General features: G+C 66.5%; 21 protein-coding genes and 2 pseudogenes. 7 read left to right on the forward strand and 16 right to left on the reverse strand.

What is annotated here, in order from left to right; genetic code table 11:
- The first annotated feature begins 285 nt into the window (after positions 1-285).
- The 5 genes and pseudogenes from HNP46_RS10535 to putA all read left to right on the forward strand — a co-directional run bounded on the left by HNP46_RS10535 (position 286) and on the right by putA (position 10901).
- Positions 286-3778: pseudogene (locus tag HNP46_RS10535) on the forward strand (response regulator).
- Position 3779: 1 nt separating this feature from the next.
- Positions 3780-4598, forward strand: a complete 819-nt coding sequence (locus tag HNP46_RS10540; protein ID WP_184588543.1) for a CheR family methyltransferase — start codon at positions 3780-3782, stop codon at positions 4596-4598.
- Positions 4595-5194, forward strand: a complete 600-nt coding sequence (locus HNP46_RS10545) for a chemotaxis protein CheB (RefSeq protein WP_184588546.1) — start codon at positions 4595-4597, stop codon at positions 5192-5194. The genes HNP46_RS10540 and HNP46_RS10545 overlap by 4 nt, the downstream gene beginning before the upstream one ends.
- On the forward strand, positions 5184-6368 hold the full coding sequence (locus HNP46_RS10550) for a hybrid sensor histidine kinase/response regulator (RefSeq protein ID WP_184588548.1): 1185 nt from the start codon (positions 5184-5186) through the stop codon (positions 6366-6368). Before HNP46_RS10545 ends, HNP46_RS10550 begins: the two co-directional genes overlap by 11 nt.
- Positions 6369-6962: 594 nt before the next feature.
- Positions 6963-10901 (forward strand): trifunctional transcriptional regulator/proline dehydrogenase/L-glutamate gamma-semialdehyde dehydrogenase, encoded by a 3939-nt coding sequence (gene putA / locus HNP46_RS10555; protein WP_184588550.1) that lies wholly within the window; start codon positions 6963-6965, stop codon positions 10899-10901.
- Positions 10902-11281: 380 nt separating this feature from the next.
- Here the strand turns inward: putA and HNP46_RS10560 are convergent, their stop codons facing one another.
- From HNP46_RS10560 to HNP46_RS10580, 5 genes are all read right to left on the reverse strand, one after another.
- Positions 11282-12451: an MFS transporter gene (locus HNP46_RS10560; RefSeq protein WP_184588552.1), complete on the reverse strand. Its 1170-nt coding sequence runs from the start codon at positions 12449-12451 to the stop codon at positions 11282-11284.
- 123 nt (positions 12452-12574) lie between these two features.
- A complete protein-coding gene (locus tag HNP46_RS10565; RefSeq protein ID WP_184588555.1) occupies positions 12575-12715 on the reverse strand; it encodes a hypothetical protein in 141 nt (46 codons plus the stop codon).
- 214 nt (positions 12716-12929) lie between these two features.
- Positions 12930-14723: an N-acyl-D-amino-acid deacylase family protein gene (locus tag HNP46_RS10570; RefSeq protein ID WP_184588557.1), complete on the reverse strand. Its 1794-nt coding sequence runs from the start codon at positions 14721-14723 to the stop codon at positions 12930-12932.
- Positions 14720-15463, reverse strand: a complete 744-nt coding sequence (locus HNP46_RS10575) for a sulfite exporter TauE/SafE family protein (RefSeq protein ID WP_184588559.1) — start codon at positions 15461-15463, stop codon at positions 14720-14722. Before HNP46_RS10575 ends, HNP46_RS10570 begins: the two co-directional genes overlap by 4 nt.
- Entirely contained in the window at positions 15460-16371 is a 912-nt protein-coding gene (locus HNP46_RS10580; protein WP_184588561.1) for a bile acid:sodium symporter family protein, read from the reverse strand. The genes HNP46_RS10575 and HNP46_RS10580 overlap by 4 nt, the downstream gene beginning before the upstream one ends.
- A gap of 187 nt (positions 16372-16558) precedes the next feature.
- Between HNP46_RS10580 and qhpR the strand changes: the two genes are divergently transcribed.
- Complete coding sequence (qhpR, locus tag HNP46_RS10585; RefSeq protein ID WP_184588563.1) at positions 16559-17515, forward strand: AraC-like transcriptional regulator QhpR; 957 nt, start codon at positions 16559-16561, stop codon at positions 17513-17515.
- An 11-nt stretch (positions 17516-17526) separates the two neighbouring features.
- Here the strand turns inward: qhpR and HNP46_RS10590 are convergent, their stop codons facing one another.
- Together HNP46_RS10590 and mltA are read right to left on the reverse strand one after the other, a co-directional pair.
- Complete coding sequence (locus HNP46_RS10590) at positions 17527-17769, reverse strand: hypothetical protein (protein ID WP_184588565.1); 243 nt, start codon at positions 17767-17769, stop codon at positions 17527-17529.
- A 240-nt stretch (positions 17770-18009) separates the two neighbouring features.
- Positions 18010-19161: a murein transglycosylase A gene (gene mltA, locus HNP46_RS10595; RefSeq protein ID WP_184588568.1), complete on the reverse strand. Its 1152-nt coding sequence runs from the start codon at positions 19159-19161 to the stop codon at positions 18010-18012.
- Between the two features lie 151 nt (positions 19162-19312).
- Between mltA and HNP46_RS10600 the strand changes: the two genes are divergently transcribed.
- Positions 19313-21673 (forward strand): DNA polymerase II, encoded by a 2361-nt coding sequence (locus HNP46_RS10600; RefSeq protein ID WP_184588570.1) that lies wholly within the window; start codon positions 19313-19315, stop codon positions 21671-21673.
- A gap of 387 nt (positions 21674-22060) precedes the next feature.
- Here HNP46_RS10600 and queD read toward each other — a convergent pair whose 3' ends face one another.
- The 9 genes and pseudogenes from queD to HNP46_RS10645 all read right to left on the reverse strand — a co-directional run bounded on the left by queD (position 22061) and on the right by HNP46_RS10645 (position 26607).
- The gene (gene queD / locus HNP46_RS10605; RefSeq protein WP_017516521.1) at positions 22061-22417 is read right to left on the reverse strand and encodes a 6-carboxytetrahydropterin synthase QueD; all 357 of its coding nucleotides are present in this window, start codon (positions 22415-22417) and stop codon (positions 22061-22063) included.
- Between the two features lie 62 nt (positions 22418-22479).
- Positions 22480-22692, reverse strand: coding sequence for a helix-turn-helix transcriptional regulator (locus HNP46_RS10610; RefSeq protein WP_184588572.1), 213 nt, complete (start codon positions 22690-22692; stop codon positions 22480-22482).
- Positions 22693-22798: 106 nt separating this feature from the next.
- Positions 22799-23296 (reverse strand): DUF1643 domain-containing protein, encoded by a 498-nt coding sequence (locus tag HNP46_RS10615; protein ID WP_184588574.1) that lies wholly within the window; start codon positions 23294-23296, stop codon positions 22799-22801.
- The gene (locus tag HNP46_RS10620) at positions 23296-24306 is read right to left on the reverse strand and encodes a hypothetical protein (protein WP_184588576.1); all 1011 of its coding nucleotides are present in this window, start codon (positions 24304-24306) and stop codon (positions 23296-23298) included. Before HNP46_RS10620 ends, HNP46_RS10615 begins: the two co-directional genes overlap by 1 nt.
- A gap of 3 nt (positions 24307-24309) precedes the next feature.
- Positions 24310-24507, reverse strand: a complete 198-nt coding sequence (locus HNP46_RS10625) for a hypothetical protein (protein WP_184588578.1) — start codon at positions 24505-24507, stop codon at positions 24310-24312.
- A complete protein-coding gene (locus HNP46_RS10630) occupies positions 24489-24869 on the reverse strand; it encodes a hypothetical protein (RefSeq protein ID WP_184588580.1) in 381 nt (126 codons plus the stop codon). Before HNP46_RS10630 ends, HNP46_RS10625 begins: the two co-directional genes overlap by 19 nt.
- A gap of 438 nt (positions 24870-25307) precedes the next feature.
- A pseudogene (locus HNP46_RS35830) lies at positions 25308-26024 on the reverse strand (DNA cytosine methyltransferase); the annotation flags it as partial.
- On the reverse strand, positions 26021-26401 hold the full coding sequence (locus tag HNP46_RS10640; protein ID WP_184588749.1) for a hypothetical protein: 381 nt from the start codon (positions 26399-26401) through the stop codon (positions 26021-26023). The pseudogene HNP46_RS35830 and the gene HNP46_RS10640, both read right to left, overlap by 4 nt.
- A complete protein-coding gene (locus HNP46_RS10645; RefSeq protein WP_184588584.1) occupies positions 26398-26607 on the reverse strand; it encodes a hypothetical protein in 210 nt (69 codons plus the stop codon). The genes HNP46_RS10640 and HNP46_RS10645 overlap by 4 nt, the downstream gene beginning before the upstream one ends.
- Positions 26608-26880 lie beyond the last annotated feature (273 nt).

Consider the following 26880-nt stretch of genomic DNA (forward strand, 5'->3'; position numbering starts at 1 on the left):
GTCTGATCCTTCGTACAGTGTCGTGTATTACTTCCTTATCAGTCGTTGGAAGCGCCCGACGGAAGATAATTCCACTTTTCTCTGCCATTTCCCGCGAAAAGATCGAACGGCCCGCAAGAGCACGTGTCAATTCGCCAGCTGATGTGTAGCCTACAATGCTTCGCGCTATTATTTCCGCAGTTTTAAGAACGTTCTTACAATAACTTCAAACACTTACCTGACATTCGCCGCTGTTTCACTCAGCGATCGTTTTGCCCAGGAAGCCCCAGCCTGCAGGGAACATCGATGAAAGAGAGAGCCGCCGCCGACGAAAGCGCGTTTCGCAAGATTCTCGCGCGCAACATGGCGCTGCCGCTGGGGATCTGCCTGCTGGGGGCGGTGCTGTTCGTCGGGCTGATTCTCTACATGCTCGATGTGCTGGGCTGGGTGGAGCACACCGACCGGGTGATCTCCAGCGCCAACGAGATGCAGCGCCTGAGCGTGGACCAGGAAAGCGGCCTGCGCGGCTTCCTGATCACCGGCGATCCGCGCTTCCTCGAACCGCTGGAGCAGGCGCGGCCGCGGATCAACTCCGGCCTAGAAGAGCCTCGCCGAGCTGGTCGCCGACAATCCGCCGCAGGTCGAGCGGGTGCAGCGCCTGGGCGCCATGCAGGACGAATGGATGACCTTCGCCCAGGAGATGATCCAGCAGCGCCGCGACGGCCAGGACGTCAGCGACGCGGTCAAGGCCGGGCGCGGCAAGAGCATGATGGACGCGATCCGCGCCCAGTACTCCTCGATGATCAACACCGAGCAGCAGCTGCGCCACGACCGCAACCAGTTCGCTTCCAGCCTGTCCACCGGGGTGGTCATCCTCTACCTGGTGTTCAGCGTGGTGGTCGGCACGTTGCTGGCCTATTTCGGCCGGCGCCAGTTGGTCGGGCTGTCCGATTCCTATGGCGAGGCGCTGCGCAAGCAGGTGCTGCACAACGAGGCCCTGCAGCGTCAGGCCTGGCTGCGTGACGGCTAGACGCGCCTGGGCGAGCAGCTGATCGGCCAGCAGTCGTTGCCAGCTCTGGGGCGCAACCTGATGGATTTCCTCGGCGAATTCGTCGCCTCGCCGGTGGGCGCCCTCTACGTGCGTGACGACCGTGGCGGCCTGCGCCTGTCCGGCACCTTCGGTTTCGCCGCCGATGCCCTGGGCGAGGACTATTTCGCCCCGGACGAGAGCCTCATCGCCCAGGCCGCGCGCCAGCGCAAGCTGCGGGTGGTGGAGGGGCTGCCGGCGGACTACCTGAAGGTCAACTCGGCGCTGGGCAATGGCCAGCCGGTGAGCGTGGCCCTGCTGCCGCTGCTCAACGACGGCGGGGTGATCGGTGTGCTCGAACTGGGCTTCCTGCGCCAGCTGGAGGAGCGCGACCAGGCGTTCCTGCAGAACGTCGCCGAGAACCTCGGCAGCGCCATCGCTTCGGCCCTGCATCGCCAGCGCCTGCAGGACCTGCTGGCGGAAACCCAGCAGCTCAACGAAGAGCTGCAGGTGCAGCAGGAAGAACTGAAGACCGCCAACGAGGAGCTGGAGGAACAGTCCCGCGTCCTCAAGGAGTCCCAGGCGCACCTGGAGGCCCAGCAGGCGGAGCTGGAACAGACCAACGAGCGCCTGGCCGAGCAGACCCAGGAGCTGGCCGCCCAGCGCGACGATCTCGACGGCAAGAACACCGAGCTGAACCAGGCGCGGGTGGACCTGCAGGGCCGCGCCGACGAGCTGCAGCGCGCCAGCCGCTACAAGTCCGAATTCCTCGCCAACATGTCCCACGAGCTGCGCACGCCGCTCAACAGCTCGCTGATCCTGGCGCGCCTGCTGGCGGACAACGAGCAGGGCAACCTCGACGATGAGCAGGTGAAGTTCGCCGAGTCGATCTATTCCGCCGGCAACGACCTGCTCAACCTGATCAACGACATCCTCGACATCTCCAAGGTGGAAGCCGGCAAGCTCGAAGTGCGCCCGGAGAACGCCAGCGTGCGGCGCCTGGTCGAGGCCGTGGAAGGGCTGTTCCGCCCGCAGGCCGACGACAAGGGCCTGCGCTTCGTCGTCGAAGTGGCGGACGACGCGCCGGTCACCCTGTTCAGCGATCGCCAGCGGGTGGAGCAGATCCTCAAGAACCTGCTGTCCAACGCCTTCAAGTTCACCGATGTCGGCGAAGTCGCGCTGCGCGTCAGTGCCGCTCCTGAGGGCCTGCGCTTCGACGTGCGCGACAGCGGCATCGGCATCGCCGAAGACCAGCTGGCGCGCATCTTCGAGGCCTTCCAGCAGGCCGACGGCGCAACCAATCGGCGCTACGGCGGCACCGGCCTGGGCCTGTCGATTTCCCGCGATCTCGCCCACCTGCTGGGCGGCAGCATCATCGTCAGCAGCCAGCCGGGCCAGGGCAGCGTGTTCAGCCTGCTGCTGCCGCTGAACTACCAGGCGCCCGCGGCGCCGGTATCCGGCCCCGCGCAAGTGGCCAGCGCGCCGCTGCCGGTGGCCGCGCTCGCGCCGTTGCCGGCATTGCCGCCCGTGCTGCGTGCGCCGGCCGCCGCGGCCTTCGCCGACGACCGCGAGCAGCTCAATGCCGGCCAGCGTTGTGTGCTGGTGGTGGAGGATGAACCCAAGTTCGCCCGCATCCTCTATGACCTGGCCCGCGAGCTGGGCTACCGCTGCCTGGTGGCGATGGGCGCCGAGGAAGGCCTGCGCCTGGCCGACGAGCACGGCCCCGACGCGATCCTGCTGGACATGCACCTGCCCGACGAATCCGGCCTCGCCGTGCTGCAGCGCCTGAAGGCCAATCCGCGTACCCGTCACGTACCGGTGCATGTGGTATCGGTGGAGGATCGCAGCGAAGCGGCCTTGCACCTGGGCGCCATCGGCTATGCGCTCAAACCCACCAGCCGCGAGCAGCTGCGCGAGGTGTTCGGCAAGCTGGAGGCCAAGCTGACCCAGGAGGTCAAGCGCATCCTGCTGGTGGAGGACGACCCGCTGCAGCGCGACAGCGTCGCGCGCCTGATTGGCGACGACGACATCGAGATCACCGCGGTAGAGCAGGGCGAACAGGCCCTGGACCTGCTGCGCAAGAACATCTACGACTGCATGATCATCGACCTCAAGCTGCCGGACATGCAGGGCAACGAGCTGCTGCGGCGCATGGGCGAGGAAGACATCTGCTCGTTCCCGCCGGTGATCGTCTACACCGGGCGCAACCTGACCCGCGACGAGGAAGCCGAGCTGCTCAAGTACTCGCGCTCGATCATCATCAAGGGTGCGCGCTCGCCGGAGCGCCTGCTGGACGAGGTGACGCTGTTCCTGCACAAGGTCGAGTCGCAGCTCTCCAGCGAACGCCAGCGCATGCTGCGCACCTCGCGCAACCGCGACCGGGCCTTCGAGGAACGGCGCATCCTGCTGGTGGACGACGACGTGCGCAACATCTTCGCCCTCACCAGCGCCCTGGAGCACAAGGGCGCCAGGGTGGAAGTGGCACGCAACGGCCGCGAGGCCATCGAGAAGCTCGGCGCGGTGGGCGACATCGACCTGGTGCTGATGGACGTGATGATGCCGGAGATGGATGGCTACGAGGCGACCCGGCTGATCCGCCAGGACGCGCGCTGGAAGAAGCTGCCGATCCTCGCGGTGACCGCCAAGGCGATGAAGGACGACCACGAACTGTGCCTGCGCGCCGGCGCCAACGACTACCTGGCCAAGCCCATCGACCTGGACCGCCTGTTCTCCCTGATCCGTGTATGGCTACCCAAGCTGGAGCGCATCTGACATGCCCGAACGCAGCCAGGACATCGAGCTGCGCCTCCTCATCGAGGCGATCTACCTGAAGTACAGCTACGACTTCCGCGACTACTCCGGCACCTCGCTGAAGCGTCGCGTGCTGCACGCCACCAAGCTGTTCGAGTGCAACACCATCTCGGCCCTGCAGGAGCGCATCCTGCACGACCCGCACGCCTTCCACGAACTGCTGCAGTACCTCACCATCTCGGTGAGCGAGATGTTCCGCGACCCCAGCTACTTCCTCTCGCTGCGCCAGGAAGTGATCCCGGTGCTGCGCACCTATCCGTCGCTGCGCCTCTGGGTGGCCGGCTGCAGCACCGGCGAGGAGGTGCACTCGCTGGCCATTCTGCTGCACGAGGAAGGCCTGCTCGAACGCACCCTGATCTACGCCACCGACATCAACCCGCGCTCGCTGGAGCAGGCGCGGCGCGGCATCTACGCGGTGGAGGACCTGGCCCAGGCCAGTGACAACTACCGAGCCGCCGGCGGCAAGGGCTCGCTTTCGGACTACTACACCGCCGCCTACGACGGCGCGCTGTTCGACAAGATGCTGCGTGCCAACGTGACCTTCGCCGACCACAGCCTGGCCACTGACAGCGTGTTCTCCGAGACGCACCTGGTGTCGTGCCGTAACGTGCTGATCTACTTCAACCGCCAGCTGCAGAACCGCGCCATCGGGCTGTTCCACGAGTCGCTGTGCCACCGCGGCTTCCTCGGCCTGGGCAGCAAGGAAAGCCTGGATTTCACCGACTTCGCCGGCGAGTTCGAGGTGGTCAACCGCCGCGAGCGGGTGTTCCGCAAGCGATGAACGCGCCTCGCAGGGTCCGGGCCGTGGTCATCGGCGCCTCCGCAGGCGGCGTCGATGCGCTGTTCCAACTTTTCGACGGGTTGCCGGCGGACTTCCGTCTGCCCATGGTGGCGGTGCTGCACCTGCCGGAGAGCCACGAGAGCCAGTTGGTGGAGCTGTTCGCCCGACGCCTGGCGATCCCGGTGCAGGAGGCGCGCGACAAGGCGCCGGTCGAGGCGGGCACGCTGTACTTCGCCGCCGCCGGCTATCACCTGTCCATCGAGCACGACCACAGCTTTGCCCTGAGCCGCGAGGCGCCGCGGAACTTCTCCCGGCCGTCGATCGATTTTCTCTTCGACTCGGCGGCGGATGCCTACCGTGACGCCCTGGCCGGCATTCTCCTGACCGGCGCCAACCAGGACGGCGCCGAAGGGCTGGCGCACATCCACCGCGAAGGCGGACTGACCATCGTCCAGGACCCGGCGCAAGCCGCCGTGGCCACCATGCCGGAGGCAGCCATCGCACTGCATGCCCCGGACCATATTCTTCCCCTGCGCGAGATCAACGCGCTGCTGGCCCGACTGGGCGCACATCTGGATTCCAACAATGCTAAGTGACCAGGGAAGCAAGCTGCTGATCGTCGACGACCTGCCGGAGAACCTGCTGGCGCTGGAGGCGTTGATCAAGGGCGAGGGCCGCGAGGTGTTCCAGGCCTCCTCGGCGGACGAGGCGCTGTCGTTGCTGCTGGAGCACGAGTTCGCCCTGGCCATCCTCGACGTGCAGATGCCCGGCATGGACGGTTTCGCCCTGGCCGAGCTGATGCGCGGCACCGAGCGCACCAAGAACATCCCCATCGTCTTCGTCACCGCCGCCGGGCGCGAGCTGAACTATGCGTTCAAGGGCTACGAGAGCGGCGCCGTGGACTTTCTCTACAAGCCGCTGGACAACCAGGCGGTGCGCAGCAAGGTCAGCGTCTTCGTCGACCTGTATCGCCAGCGCAAGGTCCTGGCGCGCCAGCTGGAGGCCCTGGAGCGGGCGCGTGCCGAGCAGGACGCGCTGCTCGCCGAGCTGCGCGAGACCCAGGTGGAGCTGCAGCGTGCGGTGAAGATGCGCGATGACTTCATGTCCATCGTCTCCCACGAACTGCGTACCCCGCTCAACGGCCTGATGCTCGATACCCAGCTGCGCCGCCTGTACCTGGCCAAGGGCAAGCTGGAGCACTTCGCCGAAGAGCGCCTGGACGTGCTGTTCGAGCGTGACGAACGACAGCTGGGCGGCCTCAATCGACTGATCGAGGACATGCTCGACGTGTCGCGCATCCGCACCGGCAAGCTGTCGATCCGCCCGGAGCCGGCCAACCTCGCCGACATCGCCCGGCGCGTGCTGGGCAACTTCGCCGTGCAGGCCCAGGCCGCCGGCTGCGAGCTGGGCCTGGAGGCGCCGGAGCAGGTGGCCGGGGTGTGGGATGCGTATCGCGTCGAGCAGGTGATCAGCAACCTGGTCAGCAATGCCCTGCGTTATGGGCCGGGACGTCCGGTGCAGGTGCGCGTGGCGGAACAGGATGGCCAGGCGCTGCTGTGCGTGCGCGACCACGGCGACGGAATCAGCGCCGAGGAACAGCGGCGCATCTTCCAGCAGTTCGAACGCGGCGCCGGCGCGGCGCGCGTGGCAGGGTTGGGGCTGGGGCTGTACATCTCCGAACAGATCATCCAGGCCCACGGCGGGCGCATCCTGGTGCGCAGCGAGCCGGGGCAGGGCGCGGAGTTCTGCATCTACCTGCCGCTGGACTGATTGGCTGCTGCAGGTTGGCAGCGGAGTATCCACGTACGTAGGGGCAATTGTCTTCGTTCCGGAAATCTGTGCCTGGGTTTCCCTCTCCCTAACCCTCTCCCTGAAGGGAGAGGGGACCGTTCGGTGAAGGCGGAAACATTAGCGTCAGCTGGCACGGACAGCTCCCTCTCCCTTCAGGGAGAGGGCGGGGGAGAGGGAAGGCGCTGGCGCGGTATTCAGGCAGGAGCGGACTTCGTCCGCGATAGCTGATCCGCGGCTCCGTGCCCAGGCTTGGCGCGTGAATGGGCCGATCGCGGACGAAGTCCGCTCCTACGCTGATGGCACCACCTGCTGGCGGGTTGCACCTTTTCCATCCCTGGCACGAACACTGCTTTCTTCCTGCCGTCCGGCCAGCCCCTGCGGGTTGCAGCCGGGCGCGCCGCTGGCCGTGCTCCGTTTGGTAGCGCTAGGTGTGGGAAATGTCACCGGTTGCACCGGATTCGCGCGTACGACCAAAGGCTTGTTCTTATAGGGTTGCACCTGGTTGCGCCTTGCGATTCGGCGGTATAACCTTTCGCCGTTTTTCAGGCACACCTTCTAACAACAGGAAGCCCCATGGCCACCACCACCCTTGGCGTGAAGCTCGACGACGCCACCCGCGAGCGCCTCAAGCTGGCTGCCCAGCAACTCGACCGTACCCCGCACTGGCTGATCAAGCAGGCCATCTTCTCCTACCTGGAGCAGGTCGAAGGCGGGCTGACCCCGGCCGAGCAGTCCGGTCTGGCTGCGGCGGCGGGCGAGGAATCGCTGGATGCGCTGAACGAACAAGGGTTGCAGGTGTTCCTCGATTTCGCCGAAAGCATCCTGCCGCAATCGGTGCTGCGCGCGGCCATCACCGCCGCCTACCGTCGCCCGGAAACCGAAGCGCTGCCGATGCTGCTGGACCTGGCCCGCCTGCCCAAGGCGCAGGCCGCCGCCGCCGACAAGATGGCCTACGGCATCGCCGAGAAGCTGCGCAACCAGAAGAACGCCGGCGGCCGCCAGGGCCTGGTGCAGGGCCTGCTGCAGGAGTTTTCGCTGTCGTCCCAGGAAGGCGTGGCGCTGATGTGCCTGGCCGAAGCGCTGCTGCGCATCCCGGACAAGGCCACCCGTGACGCACTGATCCGCGACAAGATCAGCAACGGCAACTGGAGCCAGCACCTGGGCCAGAGCCCGTCGATGTTCGTCAACGCCGCCTCCTGGGGGCTGCTGATCACCGGCAAGCTGGTGTCGACCCACACCGAGGCCGGCATGTCCTCGTCGCTCAACCGCATCATCGGCAAGTCCGGCGAGCCGCTGATCCGCAAGGGCGTGGACATGGCCATGCGCCTGATGGGCGAGCAGTTCGTCACCGGCGAGACCATTGCCGAGGCCCTGGCCAATGCGGCGAACATGGAATCCCGTGGCTTCCGCTACTCCTACGACATGCTCGGCGAAGCGGCGCTGACCGAGGAAGACGCCAAGCGCTACCTGGCTTCCTACGAGCAGGCGATCCATTCCATCGGCAAGGCTTCCCATGGCCGTGGCATCTACGAAGGCCCGGGCATCTCGATCAAGCTCTCCGCGCTGCACCCGCGCTACAGCCGCGCCCAGTACGACCGCGTGATGGAAGAGCTGTACCCGACCGTGCTCGGCCTGGTGAAGATGGCCCGTGACTACGACATCGGCATCAACATCGACGCCGAGGAAGCCGACCGCCTGGAAATCTCCCTCGACCTGCTCGAACGCCTGTGCTTCGAGCCGGCGCTGGCAGGCTGGAACGGCATCGGCTTCGTCATCCAGGCCTACCAGAAGCGCTGCCCGTACGTGATCGACTACGTCATCGACCTGGCCAAGCGCAGCCGCCACCGCCTGATGATCCGCCTGGTGAAGGGCGCCTACTGGGACAGCGAGATCAAGCTGGCCCAGGTCAACGGCCTGGAAGGCTACCCGGTCTACACCCGCAAGCCGTACACCGACGTCTCCTACCTGGCCTGCGCGCGCAAGCTGCTGGCGGTGCCGGAAGCCATCTACCCGCAGTTCGCCACCCACAACGCCCACTCGCTGTCGGCCATCTACCAACTGGCCGGGCAGAACTACTACCCGGGCCAGTACGAATTCCAGTGCCTGCACGGCATGGGCGAGCCGCTCTACGAGCAGGTGGTGGGCAAGGTCGCCGACGGCAAGTTCAACCGTCCGTGCCGCATCTACGCCCCGGTGGGCAGCCACGAAACCCTGCTGGCGTACCTGGTACGCCGCCTGCTGGAAAACGGCGCCAACACCTCCTTCGTCAACCGTATCGCCGACCACAGCATCTCCCTGAAAGATCTGGTGCTGGACCCGGTGCTGCAGGTCGAGCAGATGGCTGCGCAGGAAGGCACCCTGGGCCTGCCGCACCCGCGCATCCCGCTGCCGCGCGATCTGTATGGCGACACCCGCCTGAACTCCGCCGGCATCGACCTGGCCAACGAACACCGCCTGGGCTCGCTGTCCTCGGCGCTGCTGTCGAGCACCAACCACGCCTATGTTGCGGAGCCGATGCTGGGCCTGGCCGATGCCGCTCCGGGCGAGCCGCAGCCGGTACGCAACCCGGCCGACCTGCGCGACGTAGTGGGTCATGTGCGTGAAGCCAGCGAGGCGGACGTCAACAACGCCATCCTCGGCGCGCTGTCCAGCGCGCAGATCTGGCAGTCCACCCAGCCGGCCGAGCGCGGCGCCATCCTGCAGCGCGCCGCCGACCTGATGGAGGCCGAGATCCAGTCGCTGATGGGCGTGCTGGTCCGCGAGTCGGGCAAGACCTTCGCCAACGCCATCGCCGAAGTGCGCGAGGCGGTGGACTTCCTGCGCTACTACGGGGTCCAGGCCAGCACCCATTTCGCCAACGACAGCCACCGCCCGCTGGGCCCGGTGGTCTGCATCAGCCCGTGGAACTTCCCGCTGGCGATCTTCAGCGGCCAGGTGGCCGCCGCGTTGGCCGCCGGCAACACCGTGCTGGCCAAGCCGGCCGAGCAGACCCCGCTGATCGCCGCGCGGGCCGTGCGCATCCTGCTCGAAGCCGGCGTGCCCGCTGGCGCCGTGCAGCTGCTGCCGGGTCGTGGTGAAACCGTCGGCGCTCGCCTGGTGGGCGATGAGCGCGTGCGCGGCGTGATGTTCACCGGTTCCACCGAAGTGGCCGGTATCCTCCAGCGCAACATCGCCGGCCGCCTCGACGCCCAGGGCCGCACCATCCCGCTGATCGCCGAGACCGGCGGCCTCAACGCGATGATCGTCGACTCCTCGGCGTTGGCTGAGCAGGTCGTAGTCGACGTGGTCAACTCCGCCTTCGACAGCGCCGGTCAGCGCTGCTCTGCGCTGCGCGTGCTGTGCGTGCAGGAAGACGCCGCCGACCGCGTGGTGCAGATGCTCAAGGGCGCCATGGCCGAGTACCGCGTTGGTGCGCCGGAGCGCCTGCACACCGACATCGGTCCGGTGATCGACGAGGAAGCCAAGGGCAATATCGATCGTCACATCCAGGCCATGCGCGACAAGGGCCGCAAGGTGTTCCAGAGTGCCCGTGTGGACGCCGAGGAAATCAAGCGCGGCACCTTCGTCGTGCCGACCCTGATCGAGCTGGACAGCTTCAGCGAACTCAAGCGCGAAATCTTCGGCCCGGTGTTGCACGTGGTGCGCTACCAGCGCGCCGACCTGGGCCAGCTGCTCGCGCAGATCAACGAATCCGGCTACGGCCTGACCCTGGGCGTGCACACCCGTATCGACGAGACCATCGCCCAGGTCGTCGGCAGCGCCCATGTCGGCAACCTCTACGTCAACCGCAACGTGGTCGGCGCCGTGGTAGGCGTGCAGCCCTTCGGTGGTGAAGGCCTGTCCGGCACCGGTCCGAAGGCCGGCGGCCCGCTGTACCTGTACCGCCTGCTGTCGACCCGTCCGCAGGATGCGGTGGCCAACCAGCTCAAGGGCGATGGCGCCCAGGCGCTGCCGCGCCCGAAGGATGCACAGCAGGCCGTGGACGCGCTGACCAAGTGGGCAGGGCAGAAGGAAGCCGCCCTGGCGAGCCTGCTCGACGGCTACGGTGAACTGGCGCAGAGCTTCACCCAACAGGTACTCACCGGCCCGACCGGCGAGCGCAACACCTACACCCTGTTGCCGCGCGAGCACGTGCTTTGCCTGGCGGAAGACCGCGCCGACCTGCTGGCCCAGCTGGCCGCCGTGCTCTGCGTCGGCAGCCGTCCGCTGGTGGCTGAATCCAACGCCGCCGTGGTCAAGGAACTGCCGAAGGAAGTCGCTCAGCGCATCGAGCTGGTCGCCGACTGGAGCGTCACCGACAAGGTGTTCGACGCCATCCTGCACCACGGCGATTCCGACCAGCTGCGCGCGGTCTGCGAACTGGCCAGCCAGCGCAAGGGCGCCATCGTCGGCGTTACCGGGTTGAACCGCGGGGAGACCGACATCCCGCTGGAACGCCTGCTGATCGAGCGCGCCCTGAGCGTCAACACCGCCGCTGCCGGCGGCAACGCCAGCCTGATGACCATCGGCTGACGACAGCGCCGCAAGCGCCTCAACGGGCGCTTGCGGCCAGCTTTACGGCTGCTTCCGGCGGCCACCCGGCCTGCCAGCCCTCGGGCGGAGCTACCCGCTTCCGGCAGGCCGTTTCCCTCGCGCATCCTGCGCAATCCGTCTCGGGCCCCGCGCCCGGCACAACGGCGGGGCTATCCGCTCCGCCGCTTCCTTTCTCTTCCAGCAGATCACTGAGCCGTCCAGCAGCGCGCGATTTCGACCCGCCGAGTAGGAGCGGTCTCCGTCCGCGATTGCTTCCCACCGACTCCGGCATGGGTTCGCGAGCAAGCTCGCTCCTACAAAAAGCCGCGCGCTTGAAGCAGCCGGCTCCCTGTAGGAGCGAGCTTGCTCGCGAACGCGGTTCAGGCGTGGCGCAAGGCTGAGCGGCGCAATGAAGTCGCGGCCGTCGCCACGAACAATCCCGCCGCCAGGGCCAGCGCCACCGGCACACCCTGCGGGCCGAGGTCCATCAGGCTGCCGCTGAGCAGCGGCCCGAGCAGGCTGCCGACGCCCCAGAGCATGCCGGCGGCGGCGTTGGCGGTGACCAGGTCGCGGCCGCGGAAGCGCTGGCCGATCAACACCAGCGCCAGGGTGTAGACGCCCCCGGCCACGGCACCGAGCAGCATCAGCGCCGGCCACAGCAGCGCCGGCTGGCCGATCAGCCAGGGCAGGGCGAGGCCGATCAGCATGGCGCCGACCCCACAGCACAGGTGCAGGGTCGAGCGGTCGAGGCGATCCGAGAGCCAGCCCAGCGGCAGCTGGAACAGCATGTCGCCGAGCAGAATCACCGTCGCCATGAACGCAGCGATGCCCACCGCGTAGCCGTGGCTGGAGGCGTAGACCGGGAAGAGCGAGAGCACCACGCTGTCGAAGAAGGAGAAGAACAGCACGCCCATGCACAGCGCCGGCGCCACCCGCAGGAAGCCGGCCAGGGAGAAGCTGCGCGGCTCCTCGACGTGTTCGTGGAGGCCTTCCTCGGGCATGGCGCAGGCCACCGTGGCCAGTGCGATCAGATGTCCGGCACTGACCAGCAGCACGACCCAGGGCGTCTGCGCGCCGAGCAAGGCCACCAGGGTCGGGCCGAGCAGCTGGAAGGCGGTGAAGCTGGTGGCGTACAACGCAACGATGGTGCCGCGGTTGTTCTCGCCGCACAGTTCGTTGACCCAGGCCTCGCCGAGGATGATCGCGATGCCCATGCCGACCCCCAGCGCCAGGCGCGCGGCGGCCAGCAGCCAGAGGGAATGGCCGCTGAACTCGATGGCCGCGGTGCTGGCGGTGCACAGCACGAAGCACAGCAGGTACAGGCGGCGCCGGCTCATCAGCTGACAGGCGCGGTCCACCAGGGTGGCGGCGAGGATCATGCCCGCCGCCGGCACGGCCGAGAGGACGCCGATCTGCAGGGCGCTGGCGCCGTTGTCCAGCAGCCGCAGCGCCACCAGCGGCAGCGTGGCGCCGAGGCTGAGGCCGACGATGGAGACGGCGAACAGCAGCACCGCGAGAAGCGGCTTGTTGAGGGTGGTCGGGGTAGTCATGGAAACCTTCTCTTGCCTCGGCGCTCAGGCGGCGGGGCCAACACATGCGAATGAACCCGCCGGCAGTGGCCGGTGGGCGGAATCGGAATGCGGATAGGCCGGCGCGAGCGCGCGGCTTCCGGCTCAGCGGCCGGCGGGAGGGGAGAAGGTGTAGGCGAACAGCACGCTGCGGCGCAGCTTCAGCACCGCATCGACCTTGCGCACGCGCGGCGGCTCCCGCAGCAGAGCGAGGGAGGTATCGGCGAAGCGGCTGGAGGGCGTCATGCTGCAGGTAGTACGGGGAGGTCGGAAACCGCGCACTCTAGTGAGTGCGCGGCAAGGCGTCAATCTCGGCCAGCCGTGCGGTCGAGCAGCAGGCCCATCGTATCCGGGAGCCTCTGAGTAGGATGGCGTGGAGCGTAGCGATACCCATCGATGCCGCGTATGGACAGCATGGGTATCGCTGCGCTCCACCCATCCTACAAGGGCGTGACCGCGATCAGCGGCCGTAAACCGGGCTGCCGGCGGGCACTTCCTGCGGCCGGCTCAGCACATCCCGACCCGGCAGGAAGCGTCCGAATCCACGCTCCTTGCCCAGAGCCTCCGGGAAGCCGCCGTCGCGCCGATAGGCCACGCGGCCATTGATCAGCGTGGCGTCCACCGCGTCGTCGTTGCGCTTGACCAGGCGCGTCAGGCCGATCACCTCCATGGGAGCTTCGCTGACCTCATCCAGCTCGTCGGTCAGGCCGGCCGGGTTGACCACCACCAGGTCGGCGCGGTCGCCGACGCGGATGTAGCCGGCGTCCAGTCCGGCGAAGTCCGCCAGCTCGCCGGTCAGGCGGTGTACCGCGCGGCCGGTGTCCATGAAGCTCTGCCCGGCCAGTTCGGCATCGCGCACGTACTTGAGCATGCGCAGCGGGAAGTTGTACTGCGCGTGGGAAGCCAGGTGCGCGCCGGAGTCGGCGAAGCCCGGCTGTGTCCAGGGGCTGGCCAGCAGCTTGCCCATGATGTCCGGGCGGTGGTTGCCGTAGCAGGTGGTCCACTTGAGGTCGTTGCGGTACTTGCCGGCCAGCTCGAAGAACGCGTCCACCGGGTCCAGCCCGCGCTCGCGACCGATGTCCTCGAAGTTGCGCCCGACCAGGGTGGCGTCCGGGCACTCGCGCACCCAGCAGTCGGACAGGTTGCGGTGCCACAGGCCGAGGCTGAGCGTCGCCTTGATGTCCTTCTTGAAGCGCTCGCGGAAGGCCGGGTCCTGGATGCGCGTGTAGAGCTCCTCCGGGTCCTTGATGTCGCGCAGCACCTCGCCGGCGCCGAACTCCTCGAAGCCGTTCATGTTCAGCCCCTCGATGCGCACCACGAAGGGCGCCGGCAGCGTCTGCCAGCGGTAGCGGCCGCGCAGCAGGCGATTGGCGACCCAGCCGGAGGCGCGGGTGATGCGGTGCATGAAGGGCTGGGACTTGAGGTCCAGCGCGGTGAGCATCGAACACTTGAGCGGGCGGCGGAACCAGCCGTGGGCCTGGTAGAGGAAGGCGAACACGTTGATCTTGGTGACCGCGTTGGGCGCGCCCTGCATCAGCGCATTGCGCCGGCGCAGCACGGCGAACAGGCGGGAGAACTCCTTCCAGCTGGCGAAGGTGGAGGGCAGCGGGCTGGACCAGGCGCGGTCGCCATCCATCTTGTCCAGCCGCGTGGTCATTACCGAGAGGCCGAAGCAGCCGGCGTCCAGCGCCTGCTCCAGCAGTTCCTCCATGCGCTGCAGCTCTGCCTCGGTGGGCTTGGCGCCGCTGATAGCGCGCTCCAGGCCCATCACGGTGACACGCAGTTCGGAGTGGCCGAGGAAGGAGCAGAGGTTCGGCCCCAGCGGCTGCTGGTCGTAGAAGGCGCGGTAGCCCTGGGCGTCCTTCCAGGTGCGCTTGTCGCGCAGGATCGGCAGCACCTGCTCGCGCGGCACGGCTTCGACGCGGGTGAACAGGTCCGAGCAGTCCTCGGCCTCGCCCAGCACCATGCTGATGGAACAGGAACCGACCGACACGGTGGTCACGCCGTGGCGCACCGATTCCTTCAGCGCTGGCGCGGCGATGGCCTCGGCGTCGTAGTGCGAGTGGATTTCCAGGAAGCCGGGGGTCACCCAGCGATCGCGGGCGTCGATCACCTGCGCGCAGCCGCTTTCGTCCAGCGGGCTGACGCTCAGGGTATCGATGCGGCCGTCCTTGATGCCGACATGACGCAGGCTGCCGGGGGCATCGCTGCCGTCGAAGTACAGGCCGTTCTTGATGATGATGTCGTAGCTCACAGGAGGCTCCAGGGCGACAGCAGCAGGACGCCGCTGACCAGCAGCAGGCAGTGGATGGCGAGGCGGAAGTGGCGTTCCTCGAAGCGGTGGTGCAGGCGTTCGCCCAGCCACACGCCGAGCAGCAGCAGGGGCGCGTAGGCGAGCACCTGGGGCAGCGCCGGGCGCAGGCGGCCGTCGAGGAGGAAGGCGAGGGTCAGCAGGCCGTTGAGGGTGAACCAGACACAGACCAGGGTGGCGCGCAGGCGGGTCTTGTCCAGTGGGCGGGTGGAAAGGGCGTAGACCAGCAGCGGCCCGCCGGAAGCGAACAGGCCATGGCAGACGCCGGCGGCGCCGGTGGCCAGGCGCACCACCCAGTTCGGCGTACGCCCGCGCTCCGGGGCGCTGGCGCGCAGGCGCCACAGCTCGCGACCGGCGAACCAGAGGAGCAGCACGCCCAGGCCGCGCTTGAGGGGTTGCGGGTCCAGATGCGGCAGCAGCAGATAGCCGACCAGCATGCCGATGAGCATTCCCGGCAGCACGGTGCGCAGTAGCAGGCGGGTGTCGATCAGCCGGTGATGGCGCCAGCACAGGTAGCCGGTCATGCCGATGTTCAGCGGCACCAGGATCGGCAGTAGCGTCTCGATGGGCATCAGCAGCGCACCCAGGGACAGGGCGATCACCACGCTGCCGAAGCCGGTGATGGCCTCCAGGGTGTAGGCCAGCAGGATGAAGCCGCCCAGGGCGATGGCTGGCGCGTTCATGGCGCCGTCGCCACGGCCGCGCGGGGTTCACGGCGCGCCCAGAGCTGCGCCAGCACCAGCCCGGAGAACAGCTGCCAGCAGCCCCAGAACGCCGCGATCAGCAGCATGCCGCCGGCCTGCGGGAAGAAGGTGAGGATCAGCGCCATGCCCAGCGCGGAGTTGTGAATGCCGCTTTCCAGGGTCACCGCGCGCACATCGGCATCCGGCAGCTTCCACAGCCGCGCGCAGGTGTAGCCCAGCAGCAGCGCGGTGCCGTTGAGCAGCAGCACCAGCCAGAAGAACAGGTGGAAGTAGGCCATGAACTGCTGGAAGTTCTTGGCGAAAGCCATGCCGACGAAGCCCAGCATCACCAGCAGCGACAGCTGCCGCAGCGGTTTCTCCAGGCGCTGCGCCAGTTGCGGCTTGTGCCGACCCAGGGCCATGCCCAGCAGCATCGGCAGGATCAGCACCAGCACCACCACGCCGACCAGCTCCAGCGGGTCGATGTGGATCTGCGTGAGGCGATCCCGCGTGTCCGGATTCAGCCCGGCGTAGAGGGCGAAGTTGAGCGGCGTGAAGATGCCGGCGCTCAGCCCCGATACGGCGGTGACGCTGGCCGACACCGCGACGTTGCCGCGGGCCATCCAGGTCATGATGTTGGAGAAGGTACCGCTGGGGCAGGTGGCCACCAGGATCATGCCCAGGGCCAGTTCCGGATCGATGGGCAGGAGGATGGTCAGCAGGCAGGTGGCCGCCGGCAGCAGCAGGAACTGCACCAGCATGCCGATCACCGGTGCTTTGGGCTGGCGCAGGATGCGGCTGAAGTCGTCGCGGCGCAGCTCCAGGGAGACGCCGAACATCATCAGGGCGATGATGGCGTTCAGCGCGATCATCGAGCCGCCGGAAAATTCGAGGTGGACTTCAGGCATCGCCGTTCTCCCGCTGGATAACGGGAACGGGCGAGCGGACTGCAGCCGGCGTCAGGGGCGCGGCTCCGAGGGGATTGGGCATGCAAGGCGACTCTTGTTTGTATTTATCGTTGTAATTGGCAAGCATAGGGCAGCGTTACCGCCCGGTAACGGCTCAATCGGGACCTTCGCCGGTTAATTCGGGACCATGTCGCACACCATTACCGTCCACTACGCCCAGGGCATCCTGCAGGCCGCCCAACGCCTGGGCCTGCCCGTGCCCGCCGAACTGCAGGCGCACAGCCTGGAGCCGCGCATCCCGCTGCAGCAGCAGGACGCCTTCTGGGAGTCCATCTGTGCCGCCTCCGGCGATCCCTTGCTGGGCCTGCGCCTGGGCAGTGCGCTGCAGGTAGGGCACCTGGATATGGTCGGCGCGCTGCTGATGAGTTGCGAACACTACGGCGAGGCGCTGGACGCGCTGCTGGAGTACTACCCGATCATCGCCGAGGGCAGTGAATTCCAGCGCGAGCAGGACGCGGATCGGGTGCGCCTGGTCTATCGGCCGAGTTATGTCGTACGCCGCGAGGAGAGGGTGGAGGCCGCGCTGGCCAGCCTGGTGCACCTGACGCGCTGGATCACCGGCGACCGGGTGCAACCCCAGCGTCTGGCGTTGAGTCATGCCGCCCGGGGCGAGGCTTCGCGCTACCTGGAATGGTTGCAGTGCCCGGTGGATTTCGCCTGCAACGAGAATGCGCTGAGCTTCGCCGTGACCGACCTCGACGTGCCGCTGATCCAGGCCAACGCCCTGATGCGCGAGCACCTGCGAGCGCTGGCCGATGCCCAGCTCGAACGCCTGGGCGCGCAGAGCCTGGCCGCGCGCGTGCAGCAGCTGCTGCGGCAGAACCCGCGCTGGGGCAAGGAGAAGGTCGCCGAGCAACTGGAGCTCAGCGGGCGCCATCTGAACCGCAAGCTGGCTGACGAAGGCACCAGTTTCAAGCTGCTGCGTGAGCAGGTGTTGCACGGCATGGCCGAGCAGCTGCTGCGCGAATCCGCGCGCCTGGGCGAGGTGGCCGAGCGCCTGGGCTTCTCCGATGAGAGCGCCTTCGCCAAGGCCTTCCGGCGCTGGAGCGGGATGACGCCAGGGCAGTTCCGCCAGGGCGGCTGAGCGGCGGCCGGTTACTGGCGCGGCGGATGATTCACCCGGGCCAGGGCATGGGCCGCGGGCAGGTCCTGGCGTTGCGGCAGGCTCTTGTGCGTCTCGACGGCGCCGGCCCTGGGCTGGTGCTGCACGAACATCTGGTCGGCGCCAAAAAACAGCAGGAGCAGGGCGATGGCACCGATCCAGCAGAGCATGTCTCGGTCCAGCGGCCAGCCGCGGTGTTGCCGCTGGGAACGCAGGGGGGATTGATGGTCTTTCATGGCGATCACCGCGAACAGGTTGATGGGAGGGTTTCCAGGGCCGGTTAGTGCCGGGGAGGTCTGGATTCGCCCACCATTGTCCGAAAGGCGGTGAGGACGGGGATTCAGGGAGCTCTGTAGAGGGAGTAGGAATTACCTCTGCTCAGCATCCGGGTCAGTCGAAGTGACGCCCGCTGCAGATGCCGGGGCGCATGACGATCGAGGTCATGCGCCGCAAGGCAGATCGGTTTTGCGTGCGACTCAGGCCCCCGGCAGCGCCTTGTCTTTCGGCCACAGCAGCCACAGCTGGCCGTCCTGCTTCATGTGCCCGGCCAGTTCGCCCGCCGCATCGCCGGTGCCCCAGAACAGGTCCGCGCGTACTTCGCCGACGATGGCGCCGCCGGTGTCCTGGGCGGCTACCGGGCGCACCACCGGCGCGCCGTCCGGGCGGGTGGTGGAAAGCCACATCAGGCTGCCAAGCGGAATCACCTTGCGGTCGATGGCCACGCTGTAACCCGGCGTCAGCGGCACGTTCAGCGAGCCGCGCGGACCCTCGTTGCTGTCCGGGCGCTGGCTGAAGAACACGTAGCTGGGGTTGCTCGCCAGCAGTTCGTCGACGCGCTGCGGATGGGCGCGGGCCCAGTCGCGGATACGCGCCATGCTGACTTCCTCCTTGCTCAGCTCGCCCTGTTCCACCAGCCAGCGACCGACTGGCTTGTAGGGGCGGCCGTTCTGGTCGGCGTAGCCCAGGCGCAACTGGCGACCAGAGGCCAGTTGTACCCGGCCGGAGCCCTGGATCTGCAGGAATTGCAGGTCCATCTGGTCCGGCAGCCAGGCCAGCACGGGGGCATTCACTCCGTCGCGGCGGATACCGGCGGCGTCGGCATAGGGCACCAGGGTGTTGCCTTCGAGCTTGCCGCGCAGGCGCTTGCCCTTGAGCTCGGGGTAAACGCTGTCCAGCGCCACGGTGATCATGTCCTTCGGCACGCCGTAGACCGGCACGCTGTGCTGGGCGTCGCGCTGCAAGCTGCCGCGGTAGACCGGCTCGTAGTAGCCGGTGATCAATCCATCCTTGCTGCCTTCGCCGGAACGCAGCTGGTAGGGCTGCAGGTGCGCCTGCAGGAACTGGCGGATCGCCGGGGCGGAAGCCGGCACGCTGGCGGCGTCGGCGCAGGTGGCGGCCCAGGTTTCATCCTTTTTCAGGCGTACCGCGCAGGCCGAGCGCCAGGCGTTGAAACCCTGCACGACATCGGCGTCGGCGGTCTGCGGCAGGTTCCCCCAGTCGGCCTTGGAATAGGTAGGCGCCTGGGCTTGTTCGGGTTTCTTGCCGAACAGGCCGCAGCCGGAAAGCAGGGTGGCAAAACACAGGGTGGCGAGGAGAGGGCGGGTCCAGTGGCGGGACGAATCGGTCACGGGCGAGTCCTGGCAGGCAAACGAAAGCCCGCTAGCTTGGGCAGACGCGGGGCGTGCGTCAAACGCATCGGTCGGATTTACACGCCTTGCAACGAATCCGCGGGCGGACCGGTAGAATGGCGTTCTGATTCCACAGATGGGTGGTTAGAGCGTGGAGGCAAGGCAGGGTTTCGTCCTGACCCGACATTGGTGGGATACGCCCGAAGGCACCGAGGTGGGCTTCTGGCTGGCCACCGATGAGGGGCCGCGGCATGTGCTGCTGCCGCCACAGACTTCGGTGGCCTTCGTGCCGGCCGAGCAGCGTGCCCGTGCCGAGAAGCTGCTGGCCGGCGAACGCGGCGCCGAACTGCGACCGCTGGGCCTGCGCGACTTCCAGCAACGCCCGGTGCTGGGCCTCTACTGCCAGCAGCATCGTCAGTTGATGAACCTGGAGAAGAAGCTGCGCGAAGCTGGCGTCGAGGTATTCGAGGCGGATATCCGTCCGCCCGAGCGCTACCTGATGGAGCGCTTCATCACTGCGCCGGTCACCTTCAGCGGCGAGCCGGATGCGGGCGGCAGCATCGTCACCGCGCAACTGCGTCCGGCACCGGAGTACCGGCCGAAACTGAAGCTGGCCTCGCTGGACATCGAGACCAATATCCGCGGCGACCTCTATTCCATTGCCATCGAGGGCTGCGGCCAGCGCCAGGTGTACATGCTCGGCCCGGCCAACGGCGTGGATGGCGAGCGCGATTTCGACCTGGAGTACTGCGACAGCCGCGCCCAGTTGCTGGAGCGCTTGAACCAGTGGCTGGCCGAGCATGACCCGGACGCCATCATCGGCTGGAACCTGGTGCAGTTCGACCTGCGCGTGCTGCAGGAGCACGCCAAGCGCCTGGACATCCCGCTGCGTCTGGGCCGTGGCGGTGACGAGATGGGCTGGCGCCAGCACGCATCGTCTAACCACTACTTTGCCGCAGCCGCGGGGCGGCTGATCATCGACGGCATCGAGGCGCTGCGCTCGGCGTTCTGGAGCTTCCCCTCGTTCAGCCTGGAAAGCGTCTCGCAGAGCCTGCTGGGCGAGGGCAAGTCCATCGACAACCCCTACGACCGCATGGCCGAGATCGACCGCCGCTTCGCCGAGGACAAGCCGGCGCTGGCGAAATACAACCTCAAGGACTGCGAGCTGGTCACGCGCATCTTCGACAAGACCCGCATCCTCGACTTCCTGCTCGAGCGCGCCAGCGTCACCGGGTTGCCGGCGGATCGCAGCGGCGGCTCGGTGGCAGCTTTCACCCACCTGTACCTGCCGCCGATGCACCGCCTGGGCTATGTCGCGCCGAACCTCGGCGGCAAGGCGCCCGAGGCGAGCCCCGGCGGCTTCGTCATGGACTCGCGGCCGGGGCTCTACGAGTCGGTGCTGGTGCTGGACTACAAGAGCCTGTACCCGTCGATCATCCGCACCTTCCTGATCGACCCGGTGGGGCTGGTGGAGGGCCTGAACGATCCGTCGGACGAAGCGTCGATTCCCGGCTTCCGTGGCGGCCGCTTCTCGCGCACGCAGCACTGCCTGCCGGCCATCGTCGAACGCGTGTGGCAGGGCCGCGACGCCGCCAAGCGCGACGGCAACGCGCCGCTGTCACAAGCGCTGAAGATCATCATGAACGCCTTCTACGGTGTGCTCGGCTCCAGCGGCTGCCGCTTCTTCGACCCACGCCTGGCCTCGTCCATCACCATGCGCGGCCACGAGATCATGCGCCGTACCCGCGAGCTGATCGAAGGCCAGGGCCACCGGGTGATCTATGGCGATACCGACTCGACCTTCGTCTGGCTTGGCCGCGCCCACGACGAGGATGCGGCGGCGCAAATCGGTCGCGCGCTGGTCAGCCACATCAACCAGTGGTGGCAGGAGCACCTGAGCGAGGAGTACGGCCTGGAGAGCGCACTGGAAATCCAGTTCGAGCGGCACTTCCGGCGCTTCCTGATGCCGACCATCCGCGGCGCCGAAGAGGGCAGCAAGAAGCGCTATGCGGGCCTGGTGCGGCGTGGCGACGGCAGCGACGAGATGGTCTTCAAGGGCCTGGAAACCGTGCGCACCGACTGGTCGCCGCTGGCCCAGCAGTTCCAGCAGGAACTGTATCTGCGCATCTTCCAGCGTCAGCCCTATCGCGACTACGTGCGTGACTACGTGAACCGCACCCTGGCCGGCGAACAGGATGACCTGCTGGTCTTCCGCAAGCGCCTGCGCCGCCAGCTCGGCGACTACGAACGCAACGTGCCGCCCCATGTGCGCGCGGCGCGTATCGCCGACGACTTCAACGAGCGCCAGGGGCGTCCGCGCCAGTACCAGCGCGGTGGCTGGATCAGCTACGTGATCACCGTCAACGGTCCGGAACCGCTGGAGACGCTGGCTTCGCCGATTGACTACGACCACTACGTCATCCGCCAGCTGCAGCCCATCGCCGACGCCATCCTGCCGTTCGTGGACGATGACTTCAGCGCGCTGGTCGATCGGCAGATGGGGTTGTTCTGAAGTCGGAACGGAGAAGGCCGGCAAAGCGGCCGGCCTTCTTCGTCGAATCGGTTTTGCCCAGCAGGAGCAACTGTCTTCGTTCCGGAAATCTGTGTCTGGGTTTCCCTCTCCCTAACCCTCTCCCTGAAGGGAGAGGGGACCGTTCGGTGCAGGTTGAAACGATGGTGTCAGCCGGCACGGACAGCTCCCTTTCCCTTTGGAGCGGGGCGCGCAGCCAGGGTGGGAGAGAGGGATCGCCCTGGCGCGGTATTCGGGTAGGTAGTGCGCCATGAGCACAATCGCGTGTATGGCGCGCTTCTCATTGTGGGTGCTTCGCGCTGGGCGTCCCGGCGTAGGAGCGGGCTCCGTCCGCGATCGACTCAAGCCGGCAGAGGCATCACCGGTAAATCAATCGCCGCGGTATTCGCAACCGCTGGTGCAGGTCTCGTGCACGCGGACCTTGGACAGCTCCGGCAGCAACGGTTTGAGCTGTTGCCAGATCCAGCGGCAGAGGTTCTCGCTGGTGGGGTTTTCCAGGCCGGGAATGTCGTTCAGGTAGTTGTGGTCGAGCTGGTCGTAGATCGGCTTGAAGATCTGCTTGATCTCGGCGAAGTCGCGGATCCAGCCGGTGTGCGGATCAACTTCACCCTCGATGTAGATGGCGGCCCGGAACGAGTGGCCATGCAGACGGCCGCACTGATGTCCGGCCGGGACATGGGGCAGGCGGTGGGCGGACTCGAAGGTGAATTCCTTGAACAGTTCCACGAAATTTCCTGTGATCTAGTTATGGCGGGCTTTCTGGGGCGCCCTGTGCTGCGGTGTACTAATCAGTGTACTGATTCGTCATTGCTGGCAGCAATTTTCTGCATCCAGCCCTCAACATCAGACTGGCGCCACGCTACCGAGTTGGGGCCTATTCTAACCTGTTTAGGGAACGAGCCTTCCCGAATCCGACGATATAGGGTGTTCTTGCCAAGACCAGTTGTGTAGAGCACCTCATCAAGGCGCATGAACCGGTCGATCTTCTCTGCTGCTGCCATTGGCAATACCTCGCCTGCCAGCTACTGCCGGCGATGAATGATCTATGGTGAAGGCCAGGACCTGACCTGAGAGGTCGCCCGCGTCGGGCAAGGATGGGGTGGCCTGTCAGGACGGGCGCCATGGGATGAGCGGCGTGTCGTAACCGAGCATTAGTGGATGCTTGGGCTGGCCGCAGCCAGTAACGCCGAAATGAAGCACCGGCCTCCCTGTGCGCAGCAGCATCCCCAGCATTTGAGCCGGCGCGCCGCGCAGGTCTTTTGGAACCTTATTCAGCCTGCCCCAGCACGGAACCAGAACATCGGCCTCGACGATGATTCCACTGATGTGCTCTTGCCAGGCAGGGCCAAATGGATCGTGGATACCCTTGAGAGCAGCAGGGTCAGTGGATCGGAAGGCGAAGAGATTTCCAACGATGAAGCGGTGGCCACCGTTGCGCAGCGTGAATCCGCGCCACTTGCGCACCGTGGCATCATCCAGAGTTGCGTCGGCCGTGCTCGGGTTGATGCCGAAGTAGGCGAATACCTTAGAACCCTCGAAAGGCATAGAGCACTCGCGCTCCAGGCGGTAGCGGTACATGCCGCAGTCGCTGATGATCGCTGACATCACTCACCTCCCTGCGCCGGCGCGGCGGCGATCGCATCCAGCAGCCCGCGCACAGCCAAGTCCTTAACGTCATGCTCGCTCACCACGCCGCCACTGCCCTGCGGGTCGTAGATTTCCCATCGATCGCCTTCGCGCTGGATTGACGACGTGCAGCGCATCACTCGCCAGCCCTCCGGCACCTGCCCAGCCTGGGCGACCGTGGCGTGCGCATCGGCAAGCAACTCTTCGAGGATTGCTACTACGCTGCGGGCGCTCTCGGCGTCGGCGCCGTCACTCCCATCATCGAAGACCTTGGCACGCTCAAGAGCCTGCCTTGCCTGGCTGCACATGTGAATGCGGAGACAGTCGTAGGCGTAATCGGAGGTGTCCAGCTTCAGTTCCAGCTCCGTCACCCTGGCCTGGGCGGCGTCGCGCAAGCCGAGTGCATGCTTATCGGCTTCCACCGCCTCGACTGCCACCTGTTCCAGCCATTCATTGCGCGCCCGCAGGTCCTCGATCTCGGCTGCCATGTGTTGAACAAGGAGTGCATCCGGCCAGTAGCGCGGATCACTATCGGGATGGGCAGCGAGGACTCGGTCACGCCAGCCTGCCACCTCCGGCCGCTCCAGCTCCGGCGCCGGGGAGGGTTGCGCCTGGGCCGCGCGGGCTTGAAGCACCGCCAGGGCGTCACGGAACTGCTCGATGTACTGCTCCTGCGTCGAGCCCCAGCAGCTCATCAGGCATACGTCATCCGGCTCGCAGCCTTCATCCTCTGGCTCGTCTGACGGTTCGGCTGGGACCATGAAGAACTCGCGCTCGACCGCATGCAGCAGTTCGGCGAAGCGTTTGGTGTTCTCGAAGTTGGCGATCAGGATCGACACAGGATGGCTGTAGTGCAGACCGATCACGTCATAGACGCGCTTCAGGTCGGGATGCAGCTCCACCTGCGCTCCCTCTGCCTTGTTCCAATTGCACTGGGCAGCAGTGTGCCCTCCCGCACCGCAGAGGGTGCAGGCTTGTTGTTCGGTCATGGTTCAGCCCTCTACGGGGTATTGGATGGTGCCGCGCTCGCCCTGGCGGGAGTTGATGGCGGCTTGGATGAGTTGCCGGCCCAGCGCCTGGGCCTGGTCGGGATCGAGTTCGGCGCCGAGACGCGGCAGCCCATCGATCAACATGAGCGGGTTCCCGTCGACGTCGTGGATGTGCTCGACGGTCAGTTGGATGGATTGCATGTATCTGGCTCCGGGATGGGGTCCATCATCTGGCCGACGACATAGCCGAGGGCTTCCCATTCGCGCTGCGCCTGCTGGCCGATCTCGTCGAGCCAGGCCTGCGGCAGGGTGAAGGTCCGGGTGCCGACACCCTTCTTGTAGCGGGGGCGCTCGACCAAGTGGCCATTGGCTGCCAGCTTCGCCAGGCGACGCAGGCTCTTCCCGCGATCACCTGGCAGCGAGTAAGAGCGGATACCTGTCAGGCTGGCGTTGAATTCGCTCCAGGCCTCCAGCTTCCGCCGACCGCCGATGTACTTTGTCAGCAGCAATTGCTTTGCAGAGCGAAGCAGCGCGGCCCTGATGTCGTCAGGCAGGTTTTCCATTCGGTTGCTCCTGGAGGGCAGGCCTGCAGCGCAGGCAGTCGCATTCGGGGATGGGGCGGAGGGTTCGGCGGCAGAAGGTCGGGCGGGTCATGGCGTCGGCGCCAGGTTGTTCAGCAAGCCGCGCAGCTTCGGATGCATTTCCAGGTAGTCGAGATCCGGGTCGATAATCTCGTTACGCGGGTTGTGGATGACGTAGCACATGCCACCGATGATGCGGCCGTGGAAGTTCGGCGCGTGGCACAGCAGGCGTGCCAGGTGGTTGTAGAGCACCTGCAGGTGTTCCGGCTCCTCGGCGTCGAAGTCGCTGCCCGTCTCGCTCAGATACTCCAGTAGGTTGTCGGGAGCCTCGGGAACGGGGGAGGGGCCTCCCCAACGACGGTCGATGGTGTCGAGCAGTTGCAGCAGTTCTCCCGCGGCTTCGTAAGCCCCGAATCGCCAGCCGCCACCTGGAGAAGTGCCGCCAAGAGTACCGACGGCAGTTCCCGCTTTCTCGCCTCGGCGCGGCGGATGATCCCGGCGCACGCCTTCGCGCTCAAAAAGTACCGCTGCGGGATCGAATCCACTTCGAGCACTTGCGACAACGAACACACGGCGGCGTCGTTGGGCCAGGCCGAAATATTGGGCATCCAGAACCCGCCATGCGACTGTTCGCCGGGGTCCATACACACAACCAGCGTCCTTCCATTTTCCCCCTGGCGGCTGAAGTTCTTGGGATTCGCCCACCAGGGCGCCGAGGAAGCAGCCGAACGCGTTTTCCTTGTCGGAGAGCGCGCCGGGGACGTTCTCCCAGACGCCGACGCACTCGGCCTGGCCATTGGCTGTTCGAACATAGTCAGCTGCATCGAGGATCTCCACGTACTTGATGGTGAGGGCGCCGCGCGGGTCGACCAACCCCTCACGCATGCCGGCCACGCTGAATGCCTGGCAAGGGGTTCCCGCCACGAAAACAGGCGGCGCGGCGATGGCGCCGGACAGGATGCGGCCCACCAGCTTGGTCATGTCCCCGTAGTTGGGTACCTGGGGGTGACGGTGGGCGAGAACGGCCGAGGGGAACGGCTCGATCTCGGCGAACCACTTCGCCTCGTACCCGAGCGACTCCCAGGCCACGCTCGCGGCCTCGATGCCGCTGCACAGCGAAGCGAACTCGGTAGTCATGCCGATAGCTGCTCCGTACTGGGATCGAACTTCCGCCAGCCGACCTTCGGCGCCTTGGTCTTCTTGTCGATGATCGGGTTTCCCTTCTCATCGGTGAGCGTGACCTTCGCCTTGATGTGCAGGTCTCGGCACTTCAGAGTCCTGCGCGCTACCTCGATGAACTGCAGGGCGAACTGCGGAGCATCGAACAGCGGCCCGATCTGTTTGACCTTGGTGCCAGCCATTACCTGGTCAGCGGTCTTCTCGCACAGGGCGAGCCACTCCGTCATCGGGATAGGCTGCTCTCCCAGCGGAGTGCGACGGCTGGTCTTCACGGTGTTGCGGGCATCGGCAACCGCCAGGTCGCGGGTCATGCCGAATACGGCGAAGGTGCTCATAGCGATACCCACTTGTTGGATTGGTCGTAGTAGCCGCGCCATTCGCGATAGCTGAAGCGCAGGGTGCCGGGGCAGCAGAGCCAGGCCATGCTCAGCGGCCCGCCCCGGAGCAGGAAGTTGATCTTGCGAGCCGAGGGTCGCGGACGACGCAGGCGCGGACGATCCAGCGACACCCGCTTGATGCGGGGAATCGATGTGAGCTTCATGGTTTCTCCAGGTAGAGCGCCGCCGCGCCGCAGCTGAAAAGCGAGACGAAGTGCGGTAGTTTTCATTGGTTCCGATCTGACCAAGGTAAGGAGGCCGAGATGGAATGGTGGGCGGTACCGTTACTGATTGGGCTGGCATGGTTCCTGGTGAGGCTCGATCAAGGATCAAACCGAATAACCAGAAGCATTCAGGCAGTGGAGGGCAAAAATGCAGCACTCCAAGATGACCTGGATAGAGCATTTCGGCGTATCAGTGATCTCGAACACGCGATC

Origin of the sequence: Pseudomonas nitroreducens, from assembly GCF_014204515.1 — a bacterium.
GTDB lineage: Bacteria > Pseudomonadota > Gammaproteobacteria > Pseudomonadales > Pseudomonadaceae > Pseudomonas > Pseudomonas nitritireducens_A.

Excerpts from the sequence above, each read along its gene's own strand:
- HNP46_RS10615 (WP_184588574.1), bottom strand. The coding sequence starts at position 23,296 with ATGTCAGCGATCATCAGCGACTGCGGCATGTACCGCTACCGCCTGGAG.
- HNP46_RS10620 (WP_184588576.1), bottom strand. The coding sequence starts at position 24,306 with ATGACCGAACAACAAGCCTGCACCCTCTGCGGTGCGGGAGGGCACACT.
- HNP46_RS10590 (WP_184588565.1), bottom strand. The coding sequence starts at position 17,769 with ATGAAAGACCATCAATCCCCCCTGCGTTCCCAGCGGCAACACCGCGGC.
- qhpR (WP_184588563.1), top strand. The coding sequence starts at position 16,559 with ATGTCGCACACCATTACCGTCCACTACGCCCAGGGCATCCTGCAGGCC.
- HNP46_RS10630 (WP_184588580.1), bottom strand. The coding sequence starts at position 24,869 with ATGGAAAACCTGCCTGACGACATCAGGGCCGCGCTGCTTCGCTCTGCA.
- HNP46_RS10610 (WP_184588572.1), bottom strand. The coding sequence starts at position 22,692 with ATGGCAGCAGCAGAGAAGATCGACCGGTTCATGCGCCTTGATGAGGTG.
- HNP46_RS10640 (WP_184588749.1), bottom strand. The coding sequence starts at position 26,401 with ATGAGCACCTTCGCCGTATTCGGCATGACCCGCGACCTGGCGGTTGCC.
- HNP46_RS10580 (WP_184588561.1), bottom strand. The coding sequence starts at position 16,371 with ATGCCTGAAGTCCACCTCGAATTTTCCGGCGGCTCGATGATCGCGCTG.
- HNP46_RS10575 (WP_184588559.1), bottom strand. The coding sequence starts at position 15,463 with ATGAACGCGCCAGCCATCGCCCTGGGCGGCTTCATCCTGCTGGCCTAC.
- HNP46_RS10645 (WP_184588584.1), bottom strand. The coding sequence starts at position 26,607 with ATGAAGCTCACATCGATTCCCCGCATCAAGCGGGTGTCGCTGGATCGT.
- HNP46_RS10565 (WP_184588555.1), bottom strand. The coding sequence starts at position 12,715 with ATGACGCCCTCCAGCCGCTTCGCCGATACCTCCCTCGCTCTGCTGCGG.
- putA (WP_184588550.1), top strand. The coding sequence starts at position 6,963 with ATGGCCACCACCACCCTTGGCGTGAAGCTCGACGACGCCACCCGCGAG.
- HNP46_RS10540 (WP_184588543.1), top strand. The coding sequence starts at position 3,780 with ATGCCCGAACGCAGCCAGGACATCGAGCTGCGCCTCCTCATCGAGGCG.
- HNP46_RS10560 (WP_184588552.1), bottom strand. The coding sequence starts at position 12,451 with ATGACTACCCCGACCACCCTCAACAAGCCGCTTCTCGCGGTGCTGCTG.
- HNP46_RS10545 (WP_184588546.1), top strand. The coding sequence starts at position 4,595 with ATGAACGCGCCTCGCAGGGTCCGGGCCGTGGTCATCGGCGCCTCCGCA.
- HNP46_RS10625 (WP_184588578.1), bottom strand. The coding sequence starts at position 24,507 with ATGCAATCCATCCAACTGACCGTCGAGCACATCCACGACGTCGACGGG.
- HNP46_RS10550 (WP_184588548.1), top strand. The coding sequence starts at position 5,184 with ATGCTAAGTGACCAGGGAAGCAAGCTGCTGATCGTCGACGACCTGCCG.